The 16,945-nt window shown below is 65.9% G+C and carries 11 protein-coding genes; 6 read left to right on the plus strand and 5 right to left on the minus strand.

Annotated features, from left to right (window positions below):
• Positions 1 to 9 precede the first annotated feature (9 nt).
• The gene (locus ACQR1L_RS18850) at positions 10 to 2,964 is read right to left on the minus strand and encodes an FAD-binding and (Fe-S)-binding domain-containing protein (protein WP_434859411.1); all 2,955 of its coding nucleotides are present in this window, start codon (positions 2,962 to 2,964) and stop codon (positions 10 to 12) included.
• 122 nt (positions 2,965 to 3,086) lie between these two features.
• Positions 3,087 to 3,848 carry a GntR family transcriptional regulator gene (locus ACQR1L_RS18855; RefSeq protein WP_434859412.1) on the minus strand — a complete coding sequence of 254 codons (762 nt, stop codon included), beginning with the start codon at positions 3,846 to 3,848 and terminating at the stop codon, positions 3,087 to 3,089.
• Positions 3,849 to 3,976: 128 nt separating this feature from the next.
• Here ACQR1L_RS18855 and ACQR1L_RS18860 point away from each other — a divergent pair, with 128 nt between their 5' ends.
• The 6 genes from ACQR1L_RS18860 (at position 3,977) to ACQR1L_RS18885 (ending at position 10,717) form a co-directional block, all read left to right on the plus strand.
• Positions 3,977 to 5,182: a pyridoxal-phosphate-dependent aminotransferase family protein gene (locus ACQR1L_RS18860; RefSeq protein WP_434859413.1), complete on the plus strand. Its 1,206-nt coding sequence runs from the start codon at positions 3,977 to 3,979 to the stop codon at positions 5,180 to 5,182.
• Between the two features lie 208 nt (positions 5,183 to 5,390).
• Positions 5,391 to 6,584, plus strand: coding sequence for a pyridoxal-phosphate-dependent aminotransferase family protein (locus tag ACQR1L_RS18865; RefSeq protein ID WP_434859414.1), 1,194 nt, complete (start codon positions 5,391 to 5,393; stop codon positions 6,582 to 6,584).
• Positions 6,584 to 7,381: an enoyl-CoA hydratase/isomerase family protein gene (locus tag ACQR1L_RS18870; RefSeq protein ID WP_434859415.1), complete on the plus strand. Its 798-nt coding sequence runs from the start codon at positions 6,584 to 6,586 to the stop codon at positions 7,379 to 7,381. Before ACQR1L_RS18865 ends, ACQR1L_RS18870 begins: the two co-directional genes overlap by 1 nt.
• 132 nt (positions 7,382 to 7,513) lie before the next feature.
• Positions 7,514 to 8,500: a Bug family tripartite tricarboxylate transporter substrate binding protein gene (locus tag ACQR1L_RS18875; protein ID WP_434859416.1), complete on the plus strand. Its 987-nt coding sequence runs from the start codon at positions 7,514 to 7,516 to the stop codon at positions 8,498 to 8,500.
• Between the two features lie 24 nt (positions 8,501 to 8,524).
• Positions 8,525 to 9,067, plus strand: coding sequence for a tripartite tricarboxylate transporter TctB family protein (locus ACQR1L_RS18880; RefSeq protein WP_434859417.1), 543 nt, complete (start codon positions 8,525 to 8,527; stop codon positions 9,065 to 9,067).
• A 129-nt stretch (positions 9,068 to 9,196) separates the two neighbouring features.
• Positions 9,197 to 10,717, plus strand: a complete 1,521-nt coding sequence (locus tag ACQR1L_RS18885) for a tripartite tricarboxylate transporter permease (RefSeq protein ID WP_434859418.1) — start codon at positions 9,197 to 9,199, stop codon at positions 10,715 to 10,717.
• A 222-nt stretch (positions 10,718 to 10,939) separates the two neighbouring features.
• Here ACQR1L_RS18885 and ACQR1L_RS18890 read toward each other — a convergent pair whose 3' ends face one another.
• From ACQR1L_RS18890 to ACQR1L_RS18900, 3 genes are all read right to left on the minus strand, one after another.
• The gene (locus ACQR1L_RS18890) at positions 10,940 to 14,905 is read right to left on the minus strand and encodes an autotransporter domain-containing protein (protein WP_434859419.1); all 3,966 of its coding nucleotides are present in this window, start codon (positions 14,903 to 14,905) and stop codon (positions 10,940 to 10,942) included.
• Positions 14,906 to 15,420: 515 nt separating this feature from the next.
• On the minus strand, positions 15,421 to 15,582 hold the full coding sequence (locus tag ACQR1L_RS18895; protein ID WP_434859420.1) for a hypothetical protein: 162 nt from the start codon (positions 15,580 to 15,582) through the stop codon (positions 15,421 to 15,423).
• 167 nt (positions 15,583 to 15,749) lie between these two features.
• Complete coding sequence (locus tag ACQR1L_RS18900) at positions 15,750 to 16,940, minus strand: CaiB/BaiF CoA transferase family protein (protein ID WP_434859421.1); 1,191 nt, start codon at positions 16,938 to 16,940, stop codon at positions 15,750 to 15,752.
• Positions 16,941 to 16,945: the final 5 nt, after the last annotated feature.

The following is a 16,945-nucleotide window of genomic DNA, read 5'->3' on the forward strand; positions in this document are numbered from 1 at the left end:
ACGCTTGAACTACGCGCGCAGCTGCGCCCGATCCAGGCTCATCGCCAGGAGCTGCGCGGCGTGGACGGCGCCGCGGGCGGCGCCGTCGTGGATCTGGTGGCGGCAGGAGGTGCCGTCGGCGACGATGAAGGTCGTGCTTTCAGCCTTGCGCACCGCCGGCAGCAGCGAGGCCTCCGCCATCTGCAGCGAGACCTCGTAGGTCTCGGCGCCATAGCCGAACGCGCCGGCCATGCCGCAGCAGGAGGACTCGATGGTCTCCACCGCGAGCTCGGGGATGAGCCGCAGCACCTGCTCGACCGGCTTGAACGCAGCAAAAGACTTTTGGTGGCAATGGCCGTGCAACAAGGCCTTGCCGGGCAGGGGACCAAGCGGCAGGGCGAGCCGGCCGCTCTCGGCCTCGCGCGCCAAGAATTCCTCGAGCAGCAGGGCGTGGGCGCTGATCGTCTTGGCCGTGGCGTCGTTGCGCAGCGACAGCAATTCGTCGCGCAGCGTCAGCAGGCAGCTCGGCTCCAGCCCGATGATCGGCACGCCGCGCGACGCAAACGGCGCGTAGGTGTCGACCAGGCGCTGCAGCTCGGACTTGGCTTCGTCGACGAGTCCCGCGGAGAGGAACGTCCGGCCGCAACACAGCGCACGACCGCCATCGGCCGGCTTTGGCACGTAGACGCGATAGCCGCCGGCGATCAGCACGCGCAGCGCGGCCTCGAGATTCTCGCGCTCATAGACGCGGTTGAAGGTGTCGCCGAACAGCACGACCTCGCGGCCGTTCTCGGGACCGAATGCCTCGGCGTCGACGCGGAAAGTGTCGCTGCGGAACGCGGGCAGCTTGCGCTTGGCACTGATGCCTGCGACGCGCTCCATCAGCGCGCGCAGCGGCGCGAATTGATTGCGCAGGTTCACCAGCGGCGCGAAGCGGGCGGCGAGATCGGCGTAGCGCGGCAGGTAGGCCACGAGCCGGTCGCGTAGCGTGAGGCCATGCGAGTTCGCGCGCGCCGCCAGCACCTCGATCTTCATCTTGGCCATGTCGACACCGGTCGGACATTCGCGGCGGCAGGCTTTGCATGAGACGCAGAGCTTCAAGGTCTCCATCATCTCGTCGGAGGACAGCGCGCCGGAGCCGAGCTGGCCGGAGATCGCCAGCCGCAAGGTGTTGGCGCGACCGCGCGTGACATCCTTCTCGTCGCGGGTGGCGCGATAGGACGGGCACATCACGCCGCCATCGAGCTTGCGGCAGGCGCCATTGTTGTTGCACATCTCGACCGCGCCCTGGAAGCCGCCGGCGGCGCCGGGATAGGCCGACCAGTCGAGCACGGTCTTGATGTCATTGACGCGATAGTCCGGCGGATAGCGGAATAGCGTGCGGTCGTCCATCCTGGGCGGATCGACGATGCGGCCGGGGTTGAGCACGTTGCCGGGGTCGAAGCGCTGCTTGATCTCCTTGAAGTCGGCGACGATGCGAGGGCCGAACATCTGCTCGTGGAATTCCGAGCGCACGATGCCGTCGCCATGCTCGCCGGAATGCGAGCCCTTGTATTCGCGCACCATCGCGAACGCTTCCTCGGCGATGGCCCGCATCGCCTTGACGTCCTTCTCCAGCTTCAGGTTCAGCACGGGGCGAACGTGAAGGCAGCCCTCGGAGGCATGCGCATACATCGTGCCGCGGGTGCCGTGCCTGGCGAAGACGTCGTTGAGGCGCGCGGTGTAGTCGGCGAGATGCGGCAAGGGCACCGCGCAATCCTCGACGAACGACACCGGCTTGCCGGCTTCCTTCATCGACATCATCACGTTGAGCCCGGCGGCGCGGAAATCGGCGACGGCGGTCTGCAGCGCGGGCTCGGTGATCTCGACCACGCCGCCCCATTTACGTGGCCCGTTGCTCCAGGCAAAGCCGAGGTCGCCCATCAGTTCGCCAAGCTGCTTCAGCTTGGCGAGGTTTTCGTCTGTCGTCTCCTCGGCGAACTCCACGACCAGGATGGCGTCGGGGTCGCCGCGGACGGCCGCCGCGATCACCGGCTGGAACATCGCGATATCACGGCCTAGCCCGATCATGGTGCGGTCGACCAGCTCGACGGCGATCGGCTTCAGCTTGACCAGATGCTGGGCGGCATCCATCGCCTCGTAGAAGCTGCCGAAATGGCAGACGCCGAGCACCTTGGTGCGGATCAGCGGCCACAGCTTCAGCTCGATGCGGGTGGAGAAGGCGAGGGTGCCTTCCGATCCGACCAGCAGGTGGGCGAGGTTGTTGGCGGCATTGCGCGGCGTCAGGGCATCGAGATTGTAGCCGCCGACGCGGCGCTGCACCTTCGGAAAGCTGTCGGCGATCTCCGCCGCCTCGCGCTCGCCCAATGCCAGCATGTCGCGGAACAGGGCGCGGGTCTTGTCCGACGCATTGACGTCGTTGAGATCGCGCGGCACCTCGCCGAAAAGCGCGAGCGTGCCGTCGGCGAGCGCGGCATCGATGGCGATCGTGTTGTCGCGCATCGTGCCATAGCGCAGCGAGCGGCCGCCGCAGGAATTATTGCCGGCCATGCCGCCGATCGTGGCGCGTGAGGCGGTGGACACATCCACCGGAAACCACAGCCCGTGCTTCTTGAGCTGGCGGTTGAGGTCGTCGAGCACGATCCCCGGCTCGACCACGCAGGTGCGTCCCTCGACGTCGAGCGAGACGATGCGGTTCAGGTGTTTGGAGAAGTCGACGACGATGCCTTCGTTGACGGTCTGGCCGCATTGCGAGGTGCCGCCGCCGCGCGGGGTGACGATGCGGCCGTCCTCGCGTGCAATCGCCAGCGCACGCAGCGCCTCGTCCATGGTCCGCGGCACGACCACGCCGGCCGGGATGACCTGGTAGAACGAGGCGTCGGTGGCGTAACGGCCGCGGTTGAAGCGGTCGAAGAAAACGTCGCCCGTGATCTCGGCACGGAGCTTCTGTTCGAGCCTGGACGGACCGGCTTTGGCGTTCGGCATGGTGATCCCTGATCAGCCCTGGTCGCGTCGCAGTTCACCGGGCCTTGCCCCGGTGTCAATCATTTATGGAACAGCGTCAACCGAATTGCATGCAATTTTAGAGGAGCGACCTCGACCTTAGTCTAGCCTGTCGGCTTGCCGCCGGGCGCGGTCGCTGTGCCGTTCTGATCCTCGGCGAAATAGGTGATCGCAGCGGCACCCTTGTTGCGCAGGTGCTGGAACAGGATGTCCGACAGCTCGCTGCCGGCGCGCCGGCGCAGCGCGTCGAGGATGAGTTCATGCTCCCGCATGGCCTCGCTCCAGCGCTCACGCTTGCGGGCGAAGTTGGCGGAGAAGCGGACCCGGCGAATACGCCCTGCGAGACTTTCATATGTCGCATGAAGCGTGGCGTTGGCGGCGGCATCGACGATCGCGCGGTGGATGAGCTGGTTCATGCGGAAATAGCCCTGCATGTCCTGGCGCATGTAAAAACCGTACATATCATGATGATATTGTTCGATTTTTGTGATCTCTTCATCCGAGATCTTCTCGCAGGCGAGGCGGCCGGCGAGGCCTTCGAGGCCGCCCATCAGGTCAAACAGCTCCTGGATGTCGGACGCGCTCAAGGGGCGGACGCGGGCCCCCCGATTCGGCAGCAGCTCAACCAGGCCTTCAGCCGCCAGGACCTTGAGAGCTTCGCGCAATGGCGTGCGCGAGACCCCCAGCATTTCGCAAAGCTGCCGCTCGGACAGCCGGCCGCCATCGGCGACATGACCCTCGACAATATAGTCGCGCAGCCGCGCCAGGATCTCCTCGTGAAGCGAGGTCTCGTCGCGCGCGGGGGAGGGGCGGCTGGTCGGCTCGCCCACATCGACAGTTTCGATATCTGGAATCGTGGAACTCATGCTGGCCCATTGTAGCGGTAGTTACAGATGGGGTCGATTGCAGAAATGCATGCGTTGATCTCTTGTTCTTGAGAAAATTGCATGCAATTGTGGGTGCCTTGATGCCGCTGCTTCCCTGGAGTTCTGCCGTGACCCGTCACCAAGGTCGTCATTTCCTGCATATTCCGGGCCCGAGCCCCGTGCCCGAGCGCGTGCTGCGGGCGATGGACATGCCGGTGATCGACCATCGCAGCGCCGAGTTCGCGGAGTTGGGCAAGGCCGTGCTCAGCGGCTCGCAGAAGATCTTCAAGACGACCAGCCCGGTGATCATCTATCCGTCCTCCGGTACCGGTGCCTGGGAGGCCGCGATCGTCAACACGCTATCGCCCGGCGACAAGGTGCTGATGGTCGAGACCGGCCACTTCGCTACCTTGTGGCGGCAGATGGCGGCGCGCTGGGGCATCGAGGTCGATTTCATTCCCGGCGATTGGCGCCGCGGCGTTGATCCCGCGGTGATCGAGGAGAAGCTGGCGGCCGACACCGCGCATCAGCTCAAGGCCGTCATGGTCGTGCACAACGAGACCTCGACCGGTGCGACCAGCCGGATCGCCGAAGTGCGCGCGGCGATGGATCGCGCCAAGCATCCGGCGCTGCTGATGGTCGACACCATCTCAGGTCTCGCCTCGGCCGACTTCCGCTTCGACGAGTGGAAGGTCGACGTCGCGGTCTCCTGCTCGCAGAAGGGGTTCATGCTGCCGCCGGGTCTCGGCTTCAACGCCGTCTCTGACAAGGCGCGCGCGGTTGCCAAGAGCAACAAGATGCCGCGCTCGTTCTGGGACTGGGAGGATATGCTGAAGCTGAATGCGAACGGCTTCTTCCCCTACACGCCGGCGACGAACCTGCTCTACGGCCTGCGCGAGGCAATTGCGATGCTGCTCGAGGAAGGCCTCGATCAGGTGTTTGCGCGCCATCAGCGGCTCGCGGCTGCGACCCGCGCGGCGGTGGAGCATTGGGGGCTGGAGGTGCTGTGCCAGGAGCCCAGGGATCATTCGCCGGTCTTGACCGCCGTGCTGATGCCGCCCGGCCATAATGCCGATGAGTTCCGCCAGGTCGTGCTGGACAATTTCAACATGTCGCTCGGCTCCGGCCTGTCCAAGGTCGCCGGCAAGGTCTTCCGGATCGGCCATCTAGGCGAGTGCAACGAGCTGACCTTGATGGCGGCGCTGAGCGGTGTCGAGATGGGGCTCCGGGTCGCCGGCGTGCCGCATCGTGGCGGCGGCGTCGATGCCGCCATGGCGCTGCTGGAGCAGCCGATGCCCGGCAATGCGCCGCGGCATCTCGCAGTTGTGAAGTAAGGCGAAATCGCGGGCGGCGGCCGGTCATTCCGGCTGGTGTCGCACTGCACAGAAGAAAGGGAGTCGTGTGCATCTGAGGGATGTCAGCCCGAAGCGATCGGTGCTCGCGTCTTCTTTGTTGACGCCAGCGGTCTGGCGGGAGAAAAGCGCGACGAGCGCGTGGCATGCCACGTCCGCGCACCAACCAAATGACCGGGGATGGACGCCAATGACTGTGCACACAGGACGGCATTTTCTTCAGATTCCGGGGCCGACCAACGTGCCCGACCGCGTGCTGCGCGCGATGGACATGCCGACGATGGATCATCGCGGCCCCGAGTTTGCTGAGCTTGGCTTCGCGGTGCTCGCAGCGTCGCAGCGGATCTTCCGCACCAAGCAGCCGGTGATCATCTATCCGTCGTCCGGCACGGGCGCGTGGGAAGCCGCGATCGTCAACACGCTTGCACCGGGTGACAAGGTGCTGATGGCCGAGACCGGCCAGTTCGCAGTGCTGTGGCGGGGCATCGCCGACAAGTTCAAGCTCGACGTCGACTTCATCCCCGGCGATTGGCGTCATGGTGCCGATATCGCGGCGATCGAGCAGCGCCTCGTCGATGACAAGGCGCACAAGATCAAGGCCGTCTGTGTCGTGCACAACGAGACCTCGACCGGCTGCCTGACGCCGCCGCTGGAGGTGCGCAAGGCGCTCGATCGCGCCGGCCATCCGGCACTGTTGATGGTCGACACCATCTCCGGCCTCGGCTCGATGGAGTATGAGCACGACGCCTGGGGCATCGACGTCTCCGTCGCCGGCTCGCAGAAGGGCTTGATGCTGCCGCCGGGGCTCGGCTTCAACGCCGTCTCCGAGAAGGCGCTTGCGGTGGCCAAGGCCAATCCCGGCATGCGCTCCTATTGGGACTGGCAGGAGATCATCAATTTCAACAAGCTCGGCACCTTCCCCTATACGCCGGCCTGCAATCTGCTGATGGGCCTCAACGAGGCGCTGAAGATGCTGGAGGAGGAGGGCCATGAGAACGTGTTCGCGCGCCACCGCCGCCACAGCCTCGCGACGCGCGCCGCCGTGAAGGCCTGGGGCCTCGACACGCAATGCGCCGACCCGCAGGCGCATTCGCCGGCGCTGACCGGCGTCGTCATGCCCGAGGGGCACGATGCCGATGCGTTCCGCAAGACCGTGCTGGAAAACTTCGACATGTCGCTCGGCACCGGCCTGAACAAGATCAAGGGCAAGGTGTTCCGCATCGGCCACATCGGTCACTTCAACGACCTGATGCTGATGGGGACGCTGTCCGGCGTCGAGATGGGCCTTGCGCTCGCCAATGTGCCGCATCGCGCCGGTGGCGTGCTCGCGGCGATGGATGTCCTCAAGGCGCGCGAGGCCGCGCCGATTCCGAAGGTGGCCTGATGAACGCGCCTGCGAGCGGCTCCGACGATCTCATCTATGCCGTCGACGACGGCATCGCCAAGATCACCTTCAACCGGCCGCAGGCGCGCAACGCGATGACCTTCGCGATGTACGACCAGATGGCCTCGATCTGCGAGGCCATCAACGCCGACCGGTCGATCAAGGCGCTGATCCTGACCGGTGCCGGCGACAAGGCGTTCGCCTCCGGCACCGACATTTCCCAATTCCGCGCCTTCAAGACGGCGCAGGACGCGCTCGACTACGAGGCGCGCATCGATCGCGTGCTCGGCACGCTGGAGTTGTGCCGCGTCCCCGTCATTGCCGCGATCGCTGGCGCCTGCACCGGTGGCGGCGCCGGCATCGCGGCCTGCTGCGACATCCGCATCGGCACCGAGACCACACGCATCGGTTTTCCGATCGCCCGTACACTCGGAAATTGCCTGTCGATGTCAAACATCTCGCGCGTGGTGTCCCTGATCGGCCCGGCGCGCACCAAGGATCTGATCTTCAAGGCGCGGCTGGTGGAGGCGCCCGAGGCGCTGGCGCTCGGGCTGCTCAACGAGATCGTGCCGGATGTCGACACGCTGCAGGCGCGCGCATTGGAGACCGCGAAGCTGGTCGCCTCGCATGCGCCGATCACCCTCGAAGTGACCAAGGAGGCGGTGCGCCGCATCCGCCGGACGCTGTCGCGCGACGAGGGCGAGGACCTGATTCTGCGGGCCTATATGAGCGAGGATTTCCGCGAGGGCATGGATGCGTTCCTGAACAAGCGGACGCCAAACTGGAAGGGCAAGTAGTCTGACGCTGGGCTTGCGACCTTATGACGACATCATGAGGCCGCATCTCGCTTGTGTTCTTGAAGTGATCACAATAAGCCGACAGTATCCTGGTAGGATACAAGCTGGCACTTCGAACGGGGATGAAAACACGTGCGTAACCTGATCAAGATCGCAGCCACCACCGCGGCTCTTTTCGCCAGTGCGCCGGCCTTTGCCGGCTGGGAACCGACCAAGCCGGTCGAGATCGTCGTAGCCGCCGGCGCCGGTGGCGCGTCCGACCAGATGGCTCGCATGATGCAGGCCGCAATCCAGAAGAACAATCTGCTGAAGCAGCCGGTCGTCGTGTCGCTGAAGGGTGGCGCGTCCGGCGCGGAGGCGCTGATGTACATGAAGTCCAGCGATGGCGATCCGAACAAGGTGCTGATCGCCTATTCGCTGATCTACATGCTGCCGCTGTCGGCCAAGCTGCCGTTCGATTGGCGCGAGCTGTCGCCGGTCGCCGTGATCGCGCTCGACCAGTTCGTGCTGTGGGACAACGTCAATGGCCCGAAGACGGTGAAGGAGTTCATCGACGCCGCCAAGGCATCGAGCTCGCCGTTCAAGCTCGGCGGCACCGGCTCGAAGCGTGAGGATCACGTGCTGACCGTCTTCCTCGAGAAGAAGACCGGCGCCAAGTTTTCCTATCTGCCGTACAAGTCCGGCGGCGAGGCCGCGACCCAGCTGGTCGGCGGCCACACCGAGGCCAACGTCAACAATCCTTCCGAGAACCTTGAAGTCTGGCGTGCAGGCCAGGTGCGTCCGCTCTGCGTGTTCGACAAGGAGCGCATCTCCTACACCACCAAGGTCACGGAGACGCAGTCCTGGAACGACATCCCGACCTGCAAGGAGCAGGGTCTCGACGTGCAGTATCTGATGCTGCGCGGCATGTTCCTGCCGGGCAAGGTGACCCAGGAGCAGCAGGAGTTCTACGTCGACCTGTTCAGCAAGCTGGTGCAGACGCCGGAATACAAGGACTACATGGAAAAGCAGGCGCTCAAGCCGATCTTTCTCACCGGCAAGGACATGCTGCAGTTCCTGGAAGAGGACGGCTCGCTCAACAAGCAGCTGATGACTGAAGCCGGCTTCGTCGCGAAGTAGGACGGGGCGAGGGGAGCAGGATCCATGTCCAACGCTGAGCTCGAGATCGCGGTCGACGATCCCACTGCGCCGGAGGAGAACTCTCCGTCCGTGACATCCAACCGGACGGTCGACGTGGCGGTGTCGCTGCTGCTGCTCGGGCTCGCTGTCCTGCTGGCCTGGGACAATTGGCGGACCGGCGCGTCCTGGGACTCGACCGGTCCCGAGCCCGGCTACTTCCCGTTCTACCTCTCGGTCATTCTCGGCGGTGCCAGCCTCTACGGCATCGCCGCCGCGTTCCTGTCGCGCAAGGAGGCGGTCGAGACCTTCGTCACGCGGGCGCAGCTGCGCCGCGTGATGGCGGTGTTCGTCCCCACGCTGTTGTTCTGCATCGCCATGCAGTTCCTCGGCATCTATGTCGCGAGCTTCCTCCTGATCGCCGGCTTCATGCGCATCGTCGGCAAGATCGCGATCTGGAAGTCGCTGCTCACGGCGTTCCTGTTCAGCGCCGTGATGTTCGTGACCTTCGATGTCGTGTTCGACGTGATCATGCCCAAGGGACCGCTCGAAGCGGCGTTCGGGCACTAACAATCCTCCCACCGTCATTGCGAGCGAAGCGAAGCAATCCAGACTCGAGCCTGACAACTCCTGGATCGCGTCGTCGCTTCGCTCCTCGCGATGACGGAGTAAGTGGAACTGACCAATGGAAGCCAAGTAATGGAAGCTCTGGGTCTGCTGCTGCACGGGTTCGCGGTCCTCCTGACCTGGAAGACGCTGCTCTTGATGATGGTCGGGCTGGTGCTCGGCGTGTTTGTCGGCGTCTTGCCGGGGCTCGGCGGCCCCAACGGCGTCGCCATCCTGTTGCCGCTGACCTTCTCGATGGATCCAACCTCGGCCATCGTGATGCTGTCCTGCATCTATTGGGGCGCTCTGTTCGGCGGCGCGATCACCTCCATCCTGTTCAACATTCCCGGCGAGGCCTGGTCGGTGGCGACCACCTTCGACGGCTATCCGATGGCGCAGCAGGGCAAGGCGGCGGAGGCGCTGACCGCGGCCTTCACCTCGTCCTTCATCGGCTCGCTGGTCGCGGTGCTGCTGATCACCTTCCTGGCGCCGTGGATCTCGTCCTTCGCTTTGAAGTTCGGCCCGCCCGAGTTCTTCGCGGTCTATCTGCTCACCTTCTGCTCCTTCGTCGGCTTGGGACGTGAGGACAAGCACAAGACCGTCATCGCGATGGCACTCGGCCTGCTGCTCGCCGGCGTCGGCATGGACACCGTCTCGGGCCAGCTGCGCATGACCTTCGGCTCGACTGATCTCTTGCGCGGCATCAACTTCCTGGTCGCCGTGATCGGCCTGTTCGGCATCAGCGAGATCCTGCTGACGATGGAGGAGCGCCTGGCGCTGCGCGGTCACGCCGCGTCGATCTCGCTGCGCACGGTGCTCGCCGTCTGGAAGGACCTGCCGAAATACTGGATGACGCTGTTCCGCTCCTCGGTGATCGGCTGCTGGCTCGGCATCACGCCGGGCGGCGCGATCGCGGCCTCCTTCATGGGCTACAACCTCGCCAAGCGCTTCTCCAAGGACCAGGACAGCTTTGGCAAGGGCCGCATCGAGGGCGTGTTCGCGCCTGAGACGGCGGCGCACGCCTCGGGCACCGCCGCGCTGCTGCCGATGCTCGCGCTCGGCATTCCCGGCTCGGGCACCGCGGCGATCCTGCTCGGCGGCCTGATGGTGTGGGGTCTCAATCCCGGCCCGCTCTTGTTTGTGGAGCACAAGGATTTCGTCTGGGGCCTGATCGCCTCGATGTATCTCGGCAACGTCGTCGGCCTGGTGCTGGTGCTGTCCACCGTGCCGATCTTCGCCTCGATCCTGCGCGTGCCGTTCGCGGCGGTGGCGCCGATGATCGTGGTGTCCTGCGCGATCGGCGCCTATGCGATTCAGAACGCGATGTTCGACGTCTGGCTGATGCTCGGCTTTGGCGTCGTCGGCTACGTCTTCAAGAAGATCAAGATTCCGCTGGCGCCTTTCACGCTGGCGCTGGTGCTCGGCAGCCGCGCCGAGGACGCCTTCCGGCAGTCGATGATCATCTCGGGCGGCAACATGAAGGTGTTCTGGGCGAACGGTCTCGTCGGCACCATCACGACACTGGCGATCGTGCTGCTGTTCTGGCCGTTGATCGATCGGCTGGTGGCGAGCGTCAGCAAGTCGAGCCCGCCGGCAGCGAAGGCTGAGGCTTAGGCGCGGTCTTCCACCCACGGTCATTCCGGGGCAAGGCCGCAGGCCTTGAACCCGGAATCTGGAGATGAGTTGGCGTTCTTTTCGACAGCTCGGGATTCCGCGTTCAATCGCCAACGCGTAGCCGCTGCGCGGCTTCGCGCTGTCGATTGCCCCGGAATGACGTTGGAGGCGCGATGGGCCACGCGCCTATCAATTCGGCGGTGTCAATCGCCACACCGGCTCTCACCACGCGTAGCGCACTGTCCCTTTGCCGGCATACGACCGCGTCACGTTCGACACTTCGCTCTCGAACGTCGCCATCGCGCTCCAGCCGTTCAGCCAGTTCATCTCGATTGAGGTCGTGGTCAATGCAGAGTCGCGCGCCTGCGCTGCGCCGTTGACGACGAAGCTCGCGCCGGGCAGCGTCTGGAACGTCGCGGCGACGGAGCGATCGGGATTGAAGTCGTGAGCCCACGCGAGGCGGCCGCGCAGGGTGAGATTGCCGTCTGCCAATGCATAGGATTTGTCGGAGCGCAGGCCGAGCTCGGTGCGCGTGTCGGTGACGGTCTTCCCTGCGTAGGTCAGGGCGAAGGTCGCGGCGCCGGCGGTGGCCTGTTCGATATAAGTGGGCAGGCGCAAGCTGGTCACCTGCGCTGCCGCGTAGGGCGTGACGCCGATGCCGCCGAGCGGCGCGACGAAGCGCGTGCCGCCCTCGATGCGGCCGGTCCACGCATTGGCCTGATAGCTCGCGCGCAGCCGGTCCGTGCCAGAAATTGCGACGGTGCGGTCGGTGGTGACGTCCTGCCATCCATAGGCCAGCGCCGCCCGCAGATAGCTAGGGCCGACATGGTGATGCAGATAGGCGCCGGCCTGGAACAGGTCGGAGCGGCCGGAGCCGAGGCCGTTGACGCTGAAGCTCGTGCCGCCTCCGGCGAGGGCAAAGCCTGCGATGGTGCGCGGCGCGATCCGATAGTCGGCGCCGACGGCGGTGCCGGCAAGGCGGCTGGTGGTGTCGTTGGAGCCGACGCTCGCATTGCCGCTGGTGGATTGCGAGCCGCCGAAGCCGGCCGCCCACACGTTCCAGCGTTGCGCGAAGTCCGCTGGCCTGTCGTCGGGCAGCATCGCGAAGGCATCGGTGCGTTTGCGCGCCGCGTCGGCGTAGCTGCTCGCACCACCGCTGCCCTGGCGTTGCGCGAACGGATCGGTGAGCAGGCCGGCGAACTGGCTCATCGCATTGAAGGTGGTCTGCTGCACGCCCGTGGCGCTCTCGCCAGAGGTCTGCGTCAGACCAGCCTGGTTCAATCGGCCGAACACCACCGGAATGTCGCCGGTGCGATCGAAGTAGGCCGACAACGTGTCGCCGACCGCCTTCTGATTGCCGTTGAGGCCACCGGGCAGGGCGAAGGCGAGGACCAGGTCGAGATAGGCGTTGTTGGCGTCGTAGCTCAGGCTGGTCTTGAAGCCGGAAGGCAGGTTGGTCTTCACGACCGATCCGAAGCTGCCGGAGATGCCGCCGCTGGTCGTCAGGATCGTGTAGCGCTTGTCGACATAGCCGCCGGTGCCGAACACGGCGTTGACGGTCGCACCGCCGAGGGAGGCAGATCCACTCACGCTGGCGAACGAAGCCGTCGTCGGATCGAGCTGCACCAGATAGACCGCGCCCGACTGGAAGGCGAGATTGCCGATGATGGTCATCGACGAGCCGGCGGTGCCGTTACCCGGCGCCAGCGTGCCGCCATTGTTGATGCTCACCGTCATCGGCGGATCGACGAGACCCGCGCCCATCAGCGTGCCGCCGGCATTGACCGTCACGCCCGAGGTATTGGTGATGGCGCCGGCGACTTCCAGCACGCCGCCGTTGACGATGGTGGCGCCGGTATAGTTGTTCGTGCCGGTGAGCGTCATCCGGCCGGTGCCGGTCTTGGTGAAGCCGCCGCTGCCGGAGATCGCGCCGGAGAAGCTGGTATTGCCGTTGTTGCCGCCCGCCGTCAGCATTGCCGCGCCGAGCAGGACATTGCCGCTGCCGGCCAGCGAGCCGATGGCCTGATCGAAGCCGTTGAGATCGAGCGTCGCGCCTGACGCGATCATGAACGCGCTGGCCGAGGCGAGCACGCCGGAGGCGCCGGCCTGCAGGGTACCAGCACTGATCGTCGTCGCGCCGGTGTAGGTGGTCGCTCCGTCGAACCGCATCGTGCCGGTGCCGACCTTGGTGAAGCCGCCGCTGCCGGAGATCGTGCCGAGGAAGTTCGTGCTGGTATTGTCGCCGCCCGATGTCAGCGTGCCCGCGCTGAGCAGCACGGCGCCCCCGCCGGTGAGCGAGGCGATGGTCTGGTTGAAGCCGTTGAGATCGAGCGTGGTGCCGCTATCGACCTCGAAAGAGCTCAAAGGTGCGAAGGCGCCGGCCGCGCCCGCGCGCAGCGTGCCGCCATCGACGATGGTCAGGCCGCTGTATGTGTTGGTGCCGCTGAGCGTCAGGAGTCCGGGCCCGCTCTTGACGAAGGTGCCGTTGCCCGAAATCGTGCCGGAGAACACCGCGGCTCCGCCATTGTCGCCGATCGCCAGCGAGCCGTTGCTCCCGAGCAGCACGTTGCCGCTGCCGCTGAGCCCGCCGATGGTCTGGCCGGTGCCATCGAGGTCGAGCGTCGCACCTGTCGCGATCATGTAGCTGCTGGCGACCGAGAGAACGCCGGACGCGCCGGTCCGCAGCGTGCCGCCGCTGACGAGAGTGTCGCCGGCGTAGCTGGTGATCCCGCTCAGCGTCAGGACTCCGGTGCCGAACTTGGTCAGGCCGCCGCTGCCGGAGATCGTGCCGCTGAGCGTGGCGTTGTAGCCGTTGGTGTCGAAGCTGCCGCCGCCGGCATTGAGCGTGATGTTGCGGCTGGAGCTGAAGCCCGCCAGAACTTGCAGCGTGCCGCCGCCGAAGGAGAGCCCGCCGGAGGCCGCGCCGAGATTGGCATCGGAGGAAACCGCAAGCGTGCCCTGGTTGATCGCCCAGGGCGTGACGGCGGCCGTGGTGCCGGTCAACGTCCAGGTGCTGGTGCCGGTCTTCACGAAGCTCGAGAAGCCCTGATACTGCGCCGAGCCGCCGATGCTGGAGACGTCGAATGTGCCGTTCGCCGCGCCACCCAGCCGGAACGTGTCGCTGCCGGTGCCGACCACATTGCCGTTGATGAGTGAGCTCGCCCAGATCTCCAGCACGTTGCTGCCGCCGGTGAAGGTGATGGCGTTGGCGTCGAACAAGGGATCGCCGCTCAAATTGGATCCCGCCGAGATCGCGCCGCTGTTGATGACGGTGAGATTGGCCCCGCGCACGCCGTTGCCCGCTGACCCGAAGACGCCATTAGACGAACTGCCGCCGATGCCGCGGATGCCTGTCGCGCCGCCCGTGATGCTGCCGGAATTGATCAGCGTGCCGCCGGTCGCGAAGACGACGCCCGCGCCACCATTGCCTCCGTCCCCGCCCGCGTTGGGCTGGCTGCTGTTGAGAGCATTGCCGCCGTCGCCGCCGTTGCCGCCGGTGATGCTGCCGGAATTGGTGAGAACGCCCGTGCCGGTCAGATAGACGCCGTAGCCGCCATCGCCGCCGGCGCCGCCATGCCCATTGTTGTTGGCCGTGCCGCCCGGACCGCCGATGCCACCGGCGATCGCGCCGGTGTTGGTGTAGTTGAGGCCAGTGCCGTCGATGACGAGCCCATAGCCGGCTGCGCCGCCGCCACCACCGCCCCAGCTCAGGCTGGCGGAGCCGCCGCGTCCGCCATAGCCGCCAGTAATGGTCGCAGTATTGCTGCCGTCCGTCGTGACCACCGCACCATGAGCGCCGCCACCGCCACCGCCGCCGCTCGACGTGCCGCCGCCGCCCTGGCCGCTATTCCCCTGTTCGCCCGGCGCTACGCCGCCCCGGCCGCCGCTGAACGCGCCGGAGTAATCGCCACCACCGTCACCGCCGATCGCGCCTGCGCCGCCGCCGCCGCCCCCTTGCGTGAGGTTGCTGCCCGCAACACCATTCGCTCCGGTGCCGGTTGCCGAACTGGCGCCGCCGTTGCCGATGCCGTTGACGTTGCCGCCGGAGCCGCCGCTGGTCGCCTGGGCGAGCGCTGGGCTTGCCAGTGCGAGCGATAGCAGCGCCGTGGTCGCCGTGAGCCAATGCAGGCGGGTCCGTCGGAGAGAACCGGCCGCACGATCGGTGTTCGATGTTTCTGGAATCAGCACGCCAGCCCTTTGCGCAGCTCGAAGTCAGGGCCGGTGCCGATCGACGGACAGAGGCCGTCATCCAAAGCACGCAAAAATGCGGAGACGGGAACTGTGACTTTTTGGGTGAATTGCAGCGCCGCGCGGTTCGCGGCCGGACTGTGGCACCACCGACACGGTCGCGACAGGCCGGATTGACTGCGGCGGACCGTTGTTCGATTCGCCCCGGCGCTTCTCCAGAGGTTGTGTCTTTGCGATGACAGCTTTTTAGGCAGAGCGGTGGTAGGCTTCATTCATGGGCAGATTTCGTCCTGCTCAGCGTGGTGACGCCTCACGGATGGTCATCGCGCCCTGATGTTTCCTCCCGAGACGATCCCTTGCCCGGCGCTTGCGTCGGGCTTTTTTTGTGCTGTCCTCGTCAGGACGGCCTGCTCATCAGCGGGACGAGACAAGCAAAAGCCTCCGTCCGGTTCATCGAACGAAGGCTTGGTGATACTACATCGACAGGACGCGCGCGTGCTGGCGTCAGCTCCGTCTCAGTTGACGGTCTCCTCGACCGGCAGGTGGTACCAATCCGAGTCGTTGTCGAGCACCGTCTCGTCGAACAGGACAGCGCTGTCCTTGGTCAGAGCGGCCGCGTTGACGTCGCGGACCATGTCCATCGCCGTCAGAAACTCGTTCAACTCGGATGCGCTCATGACCCGCTACTCCTTACGCCCGCGGGCCACCTCAGGTCCGCGTCAACTGATGAGAAGAGATTAACGCGGTCTTGCCTCGGCCTCAATCCGGTCAAGGTCGAAGTTCCAACGTGGTGACATCTGGGCCACAGCGACGGGATGCCGCGGCTTCGTCATATTGCACCTGCTCACACGACACGATGCAGGCGGAGATCGGCGATCTCGCCGTCGGTGAAGCCGAACTCGGAGAGGATCTCCTCGGTCTGCTCGCCGAACTCCGGCGGCCGCGCCGCCATGCGGGTCGGTGTGCGGGACAAGGTGAAGGGCTGCGCCACCAGCGTGATGTCGCGGCCGTCGTCGCTCGGCACCGGCTGCGCCATGCCGAGATGCTTGACCTGCGGATCCTCGAACATCTGATCGATTGCGTAGATCGGCCCACAGGGCACGCCGGCGGCGTTGAGCTCGGCGACCCATTGCTCGCTGGTTTTTGAAAGCGTGCGCGCGTTGATCTCGGCATTGAGCGCGTCGCGGTTCTTCGAGCGCGCCGGCGCCGTGGCGTAGTCCGGATTGTCGATCCATTCGGGCGCGCCGAGCGTCTGGCACAGCCGCTCCCAGATCCGCCCGCCGGTCGCGGCAATGTTGATGTAGCCGTCGGAGGTCTTGAAGACGCCGGTCGGGATGCTGGTCGGATGATTGTTGCCGGCCTGCGGCGCGACGTCCTTTTCCATCAGCCAGCGCGCGGCCTGGAAGTCGAGCATGAAGATCTGCGCCTGCAACAGCGAGGTCTGCACCCACTGGCCTTCGCCGGAGACTTCGCGCTCGAGCAGCGCGGTGAGGATGCCCATCGCGCAGGACAGGCCGGCGGAGAGATCGGCGATCGGAATGCCCGCACGCATCGGGCCTTCGCCGGGCGCGCCGGTGATCGACATCAGCCCGCCCATGCCTTGCGCGATCTGGTCGAAGCCCGGCCGCTTGGAATAGGGACCGTCCTGGCCAAAGCCGGAGATGCTGCCATAGACGATGCGCGGATTGACCTTGCGCACGGCCTCGTAGTCGATGCCGAGCTTGGTCTTCACGTCGGGACGATAGTTCTCGATGACGACGTCGGCCTGCTTGGCGAGCCGCATGAACACGTCGACGCCCTTCGGGTCCTTCAGGTTGAGCGTCATCGCCCGCTTGTTGCGATGCAGGTTCTGGAAGTCGGAACCGCGGCGCGGGCCGCCGAGCGCCTCGCCGCCATCCTCCATGACAGCGTCGATCTTGATGACGTTGGCGCCCCAGTCGGCGAACTGCCGCGCACAGGTCGGGCCGGCGCGCACCCGCGTCAGATCGAGCACGGTGAAGCGGGACAGGGCTTTGGACGCGCGCGGGAAGGCCATGCGGA

This window comes from Bradyrhizobium sp. HKCCYLR20261, from assembly GCF_051168435.1.
In the GTDB taxonomy this organism is placed as follows: Bacteria; Pseudomonadota; Alphaproteobacteria; order Rhizobiales; family Xanthobacteraceae; genus Bradyrhizobium.